This window comes from Ruminococcus sp. AF31-8BH (genome assembly GCF_003460605.1).
GTDB lineage: Bacteria > Bacillota > Clostridia > Lachnospirales > Lachnospiraceae > Blautia_A > Blautia_A acetigignens.
On sequence record NZ_QTVN01000009.1, the window covers coordinates 227,314 to 233,331 of the forward strand.

Consider the following 6,018-nt stretch of genomic DNA (forward strand, 5'->3'; position numbering starts at 1 on the left):
GAAGATATGTACCGTATTCTGATAGCAGATGACGAGGGACTTATGCTGGAGGCTTTTAAAGGCATAATCCTGGCTGAATTTGGAGAAAAATGCATTGTGGAGACAGCTAAAACAGGAAGAGTGGTGATCGAGAAGGCGGAAACCTTTCACCCGGATATTGTGTTTATGGACATTCACATGCCGGGAATCAACGGAATCCAGGCGATGAGGGAAATACGCAAGTTTAACAATTCTGCCCTGTTTTACGTGATTTCTGCCTATGACAAATTTGATTATGCGAAAGATGCCATTGATCTTGGTGTGGAAAAGTATCTTACCAAGCCTATTTCAAAAGGAAAAATCATTTCCGTTGTGGAAGAAGCCACGGCAAAGGTGGATAAAGTTCGTGATCAGAGAAGCAATCTGTTGAAAATTCAGGAAAAACTGGAAACGGTAATTCCTGTTGTGGAGTCAAGCTATGTAAGTGCTTTGCTTTTCCAGAAGGAGATGCAGGCAGCAGATTATTACCAGCAGCTTCTGGATATTGCATATGCACAGGGGTTTGTTATGGTGGTGCAGTTTGGGCAGAGCTATGAGAACGGCAGGCTGGTGAGCCCGGTTGGGATGAATGTGAAGGCGCAGAGCTTTTACCCGGAATTTCGGGATGTGGTGAAATCCGCGTTTCCCTGTGTGGTAGGAAATATTATGTCTAATCGTATCCCTGTGGTAGTTCCCTGCGAGATTTCCCAGAATCCTTATGAGGACCGTATTGATCTGGTGGAAAAAGCCAGGGAGCTGGTGGCAAGGCTGGAGAACCGTCTGGATGCTAAATTCCGTGTAGGAATCGGAAGAATCTGGGAGATGGCGGAGATGGAGCGTTCTTACCGCGAGGCTCTTCGTGCGCTGAATGGCAGCCTCAGCCGTGTGATACATATTGAGGATCTTTCCCAGAATGGTGTGTATGATGAAGCATTTCCCGGCAACAATGAGAAGCGGATGTATCGTTTCCTGGAGGAGGGAAATGAGGAAGGCATGCTTCAGGAGGTGAATTTCTTCTTTGACTGGATGGTGGAGCATTATTCCCAGGATATGAACAATATTCGTCTGAAGATCCTGGAGTTTATTATCTGGAGCGAGAAGATTGCATTTGAGTGCGGGGCGATCAATTATGGATTCAGTTACCGCAGAGATTATCTGGATACAGCAATGTCTCTTTCCACCTATGAAGAGCTTCATAAGTGGTTTCAGGAGAAAATGGTGAATGTGTGCCGTGCGATCCGTGACCAGAAGGTGGATCAGTCCAATTCAGCAGTGAAGAAGGCCATGGTTTATATTCAGGAAAATTACAGCAAGGATATTTCCCTGGATGATGTTTCCGGGCAGGTGAATATCAGTCCTTATTATTTCAGCAAGATTTTTAAGGATGAGACAGGAGAAAATTTCATTGAGTATCTGACCAGAGTGCGGATTGAGAGAGCAAAAGAGCTTCTGGTGGATGCCAATATAAGCGTGAAGGAAGCTGGAATTCAGAGCGGATACTCGGATCCTAATTATTTCAGCAGGATTTTTAAGAAGCAGATGGATATGACACCAAGCGAATATAAGGCGAGGTATGGAAAATGAAAAAGGGAAGATGGACGTTTCTGATCATGGTTCTGGCGCTGGCTTTTACAGCTGGGTGCGGTACCGCCCAAAGGGAGCCTGAAAAGACGGAAAAAGAGGAAGAGGACAAGCTGCAAATTGGACTGAGTTTTGATTCTTTTGTAATCGAGCGGTGGCTTCGGGACCGGGATATGTTTGTTTCCACAGCGCAGAGCCTTGGGGCAGAGGTGAATGTGCAGGTTGCCGGGGGCGTGGTGGAAGAGCAGATTTCGCAGATTGAGTATTTTATTAAGAAGAATATGGATGTGATCGTGGTGATCCCTATTGACGGAGATGCCCTTTATGATGTGGTGAAGGAAGCCAAGGATAAGGGGATTTATGTGATCTGTTACGACCGTATAGTGGGGAATATCAATGCAGACCTGTATATTACCATTGATAATGAAAAGGTGGGAACTCTTATGGGCGAGGCGCTGATGCAGGCTTGTCCTGACGGGGGAAATATTTTTGCGATTAATGGTTCTCCTACAGATAAAAATGTGGATGAAGTTGTGCGAGGGTTTAACAAAGCTCTGGAGGGAAGCAATCTGAATGTTGTTTATACTGGCTACTGTGATAACTGGCTGGCGGAACTGGCTGGGAATCATGTGAACAAGGGACTGGAAGTAACCAGGGATATTGTGGGTGTAATGTGCGGAAATGATGATCTGGCCAGTCAGGCGGTGAAGGTTTTGTCGGAGAACCGGCTGGCTGGAAAGGTGGCTGTGGTTGCGCAGGATGCGGATCTGGCGGCCTGTCAGAGAATTGTGGAAGGCACCCAGGAGATGACGGTTTACAAACCTATTGAGCAGGAGGCGAATACGGCGGCGGAGTTTGCGGTGGCTCTTGGAAATGGGGAGGATATTACATCTGGTTCCGGGGAGTATAAAGCGGAAGAGACGTTTAATGACGGTACGTATGAGATTCCTTATTATAAGATTGATCCTATTGCGGTGACGGCGGAGAATATGGATGAGGTGATTATTGACGGGGGATTCCATACAAGGGAGGATGTTTATTTGAATATAAGATAGATATGGTTCAAGGCGGACGCATTCGGACACTTGTGATCTTTAAAGCTTTGATGTATTTTAGAGCCTGCCCCCAAAATCATTCCCGCAATCTGCACGCCCCACTTTGCGGTATATTTCACCCGAATTCGGTTGTCGTAGCCCGCTACGACGCCCTCATCCGGGCAAAATCTCCCACAAATTGTGACGCACATCTTGCAGCAAGCCTTTTTCAAACACGCTCTAGGGAAAGGTGCAGAAAAATTCCCTCAAACAGTAAGAATACTGTCTGGGGGAATTTTGGCGCAGCTTAATATTAGAAATAAACGCGGTCGATTTGGATGACGGCGCAGTAGTTGCCATCGTCCATGTTGCGGATTCGCTCTTTCAGGAGATTGGTTATCTCTACGTTGGTAAGTTTACACTCAAAAGGAGCGGCCACATCAAAAATCAGATTGGTGTGGGTGGGGCCTTCTACCATACGGAAATCGTGGATGGAAAGGCGGCGGTCCAGATTGTGGGTAACTTCCTCAATCTGGGTGCGCATGTCGTTGACCTCTTTATTGTCTGTGACGATAGGGTCAATGTGGATGGTTGCGGAGCAGTTCAGTTTGTCCTGGAGTTCGTGCTCGATATTGTCAATCTCGTCATGGATGATCAGCAGGTCTCCATGTTCCGGTACTTCGGCGTGTAGGGAGAGAATCAGTCTTCCAGGGCCGTAGTCGTGGACGATCAGGTCGTGCATGCCATGGACAAGGGGATGGGCGAGAACAATTTCCTCGATTTCTTCTACCAGATTTTTCTCCGGAGCCTGACCGAGGAGCGGATCGATGGTATCCTTCATAGTTGTGATTCCGGTATAGAAAATAAAGATTCCCACCAGAACACCGAACCAGCCATCCAGAATCAGTCCTGTAAGCTGGCTGATAATGGTTGCAAGAAGCACCAGGCTGGTAGCGGCAGTATCGCTTAAACTATCGCCTGCAGTTGCCTGCATGGCAGTGCTGTCGATTTTGTGGCCGATTCCGCGGTTGTAAGTGTACATATAAATTTTCACCAGAATGGAAGCTGCCAGTACCAGGATGATGATCGGGCTGCATTCGATTGGCTCCGGTGTGCGGATCTTGTCAATGGAGGAACGGATCAGCTCAAAGCCCATGATCAGAACTGCAACAGAGACAAGAAGCCCGGAGATGTATTCCATTCGTCCATGTCCGAAGGGGTGCTCGGTGTCCGGTTTCTGTCCGGAGAGCTTAAAGCCTACAAGGGTAATCACAGAAGAGCCGGCGTCTGATAAGTTGTTGAAGGCGTCTGCCGTGATGGCAATGGAACCGCTTAACATGCCTGCCAGCCATTTCCCAAGAAAAAGAAAAATGTTCAGGGCAATTCCTACAGCTCCGCACAGCATGCCGTAAGACTGGCGTACCTGGGGGGAAGCGTAATCTTTGTAATCTTTAATGAAAAAACGGGATAAAAATGTTATCATAAAAAACCTCACCTCAATCATATAAGAAGAAAAAATAAAAGGGTACCCGTATCCGAAAATACATTCTTTCCAATATAACATCTTGTCAGGGAAATTGCTAGTGGAAATTTATAAAATCATACATAATTTGGGTGTGCTAATTTAGTCGGCATTTTCTCAGACGATTGTGGAGAAAAGTGCATGCGGTGGATACAGGAAATATGTTTTGTGGAAAATCTAGTTCAAATCTCTGGCAGAATGTGGAAAACTTTTTGAAAAAAATATGGAAATATGGGGAAAAAGTAGTTGACAGAAGAGAGGGGTTATAATATAATTACTCAATGTGACGTAGTGCGAGATACTTTAGCCAATAGCCCCGGCGACAGTATTTATCAGCGGTTTCGGACATTTCCGCAGTAATTGCACCATCGTTTCCATATTACTAAAATATGCGAGATATCGCATTTATACAAACAATCGTTGATAAATAACAGGAGGTAAAACCATGCAGACTTATATGGCTAATCCAGATAAAATCGAGAGAAAATGGTATGTAGTTGACGCTGAAGGCTGCACCCTTGGCCGTCTGGCTTCTGGCGTAGCAAGCGTTTTAAGAGGAAAGAACAAACCTCAGTTTACACCACACGTTGACACAGGTGATTATGTAATCGTTGTTAACGCTGACAAGATCAAAGTTACAGGTAAGAAAATGGATCAGAAGATCTACTACAATCACTCTGATTATGTAGGTGGAATGAAAGAGACTACATTAAAAGAGATGATGGCTAAGAAACCTGAGAAAGTTGTTGAGCTGGCAGTTAAAGGTATGCTTCCAAAAGGACCATTAGGAAGAGAAATGTACACAAAACTTTTCGTTTATGCCGGACCTGAACACAAACATGCGGCTCAGAAACCGGAAGTTTTAACATTTTAATGAGGAGGTAGAAAACATTGGCTAGCGCAAAATTCTACGGAACAGGAAGAAGAAAAAAATCAGTAGCAAGAGTTTACCTTACCCCAGGTACTGGTAAAATCACTATCAATAAAAGAGACATCGATGAGTATTTCGGATTAGATACTCTTAAAGTTATCGTTCGTCAGCCACTGGCTGCTACCGAAACAGATGGTAAATTCGATATCCTTGTAAATGTACACGGTGGCGGATATACAGGACAGGCTGGTGCTATCAGACATGGTATCTCCAGAGCCCTTCTTGAAGCAGATAAAGAGTACAGACCAGTTCTTAAAGCAGCAGGATTCCTTACTCGTGATCCTCGTATGAAAGAACGTAAGAAACCAGGTCTCAAAGCAGCTCGTCGCGCTCCGCAGTTCAGCAAACGATAATCGACTGCTCAGACTATATCAAAATGGTTCAAAAACCCCGGAAAATCAAGGTTTTCCGGGGTTTCCTTATACCTAAACGGGCTGATATAGTTTGACCTCATTTGACCAAACGAGAGCCGTTTTCACCCAATTTTTAGTGGTTAAATATAGGACAACCGGCAAAAATGGGGTCAAAAAACGGCCTTAGTGGTTAAAAAATAGGAGGGTTTGGCATAATCTGACCAAATCTGAACAATTAAATACGATTCTAATGCAGGCACTCAGTAACAAATAACTGGGTGCTTTTTGTTTCAGAGATTCCGGCATTAGAAAGAAGATTTTGAAATCATCGGCATATCGCACCGCATGCACTTCTTTCAGTCTGCTTCTGCGCAAAGCCCTGTAAGCATGGCTTTTGATAACTGTTCCCTGCTTATTGCTTCTTGTTGTAAAATCTCTTTTCGTTGGCATTTCTTCCCATTGGGAAGTAATCCACCAATCCAACTCGTTCAAAACAATGTTTGCAAGCAATGGCGACAGGATACCGCCTTATGACGAGATAAACGTTATGACGAGTTAACGCTGATTATCTGCGTAAAT

General features: G+C 45.0%; 7 protein-coding genes and 1 pseudogene. 5 read left to right on the forward strand and 3 right to left on the reverse strand.

The window, feature by feature from the left end:
- Positions 1-6: 6 nt before the first annotated feature.
- Both DWZ38_RS13090 and DWZ38_RS13095 read left to right on the forward strand, forming a co-directional pair.
- Complete coding sequence (locus DWZ38_RS13090; RefSeq protein WP_021924374.1) at positions 7-1,602, forward strand: helix-turn-helix domain-containing protein; 1,596 nt, start codon at positions 7-9, stop codon at positions 1,600-1,602.
- Complete coding sequence (locus DWZ38_RS13095) at positions 1,599-2,654, forward strand: substrate-binding domain-containing protein (protein WP_021924375.1); 1,056 nt, start codon at positions 1,599-1,601, stop codon at positions 2,652-2,654. Before DWZ38_RS13090 ends, DWZ38_RS13095 begins: the two co-directional genes overlap by 4 nt.
- Here the strand turns inward: DWZ38_RS13095 and DWZ38_RS23550 are convergent.
- Positions 2,636-2,845: a DUF6783 domain-containing protein gene (locus DWZ38_RS23550; protein ID WP_317259449.1), complete on the reverse strand. Its 210-nt coding sequence runs from the start codon at positions 2,843-2,845 to the stop codon at positions 2,636-2,638. The two genes, DWZ38_RS13095 and DWZ38_RS23550, sit on opposite strands and share 19 nt — an antisense overlap.
- Here DWZ38_RS23550 and DWZ38_RS23555 point away from each other — a divergent pair.
- Positions 2,765-2,944, forward strand: coding sequence for a DUF6783 domain-containing protein (locus tag DWZ38_RS23555; RefSeq protein ID WP_334298057.1), 180 nt, complete (start codon positions 2,765-2,767; stop codon positions 2,942-2,944). The two genes, DWZ38_RS23550 and DWZ38_RS23555, sit on opposite strands and share 81 nt — an antisense overlap.
- A 2-nt stretch (positions 2,945-2,946) precedes the next feature.
- Here the strand turns inward: DWZ38_RS23555 and DWZ38_RS13105 are convergent, their stop codons facing one another.
- Positions 2,947-4,116: a cation diffusion facilitator family transporter gene (locus DWZ38_RS13105; protein WP_117853323.1), complete on the reverse strand. Its 1,170-nt coding sequence runs from the start codon at positions 4,114-4,116 to the stop codon at positions 2,947-2,949.
- 484 nt (positions 4,117-4,600) lie between these two features.
- Between DWZ38_RS13105 and rplM the strand changes: the two genes are divergently transcribed.
- Both rplM and rpsI read left to right on the forward strand, forming a co-directional pair.
- Positions 4,601-5,029 carry a 50S ribosomal protein L13 gene (rplM, locus tag DWZ38_RS13110; protein ID WP_117853326.1) on the forward strand — a complete coding sequence of 143 codons (429 nt, stop codon included), beginning with the start codon at positions 4,601-4,603 and terminating at the stop codon, positions 5,027-5,029.
- Between the two features lie 17 nt (positions 5,030-5,046).
- A complete protein-coding gene (rpsI, locus tag DWZ38_RS13115; protein ID WP_117853329.1) occupies positions 5,047-5,439 on the forward strand; it encodes a 30S ribosomal protein S9 in 393 nt (130 codons plus the stop codon).
- A gap of 312 nt (positions 5,440-5,751) precedes the next feature.
- Here rpsI and DWZ38_RS22805 read toward each other — a convergent pair.
- Positions 5,752-5,967: pseudogene (locus DWZ38_RS22805) on the reverse strand (group II intron reverse transcriptase/maturase); the annotation flags it as partial.
- Positions 5,968-6,018 lie beyond the last annotated feature (51 nt).

Coding starts and splice junctions, on each gene's coding strand:
- DWZ38_RS13090 (WP_021924374.1), top strand. CDS start 7: ATGTACCGTATTCTGATAGCAGATGACGAGGGACTTATGCTGGAGGCT.
- DWZ38_RS13095 (WP_021924375.1), top strand. CDS start 1,599: ATGAAAAAGGGAAGATGGACGTTTCTGATCATGGTTCTGGCGCTGGCT.
- DWZ38_RS23550 (WP_317259449.1), bottom strand. CDS start 2,845: ATGTGCGTCACAATTTGTGGGAGATTTTGCCCGGATGAGGGCGTCGTA.
- DWZ38_RS13105 (WP_117853323.1), bottom strand. CDS start 4,116: ATGATAACATTTTTATCCCGTTTTTTCATTAAAGATTACAAAGATTAC.
- rplM (WP_117853326.1), top strand. CDS start 4,601: ATGCAGACTTATATGGCTAATCCAGATAAAATCGAGAGAAAATGGTAT.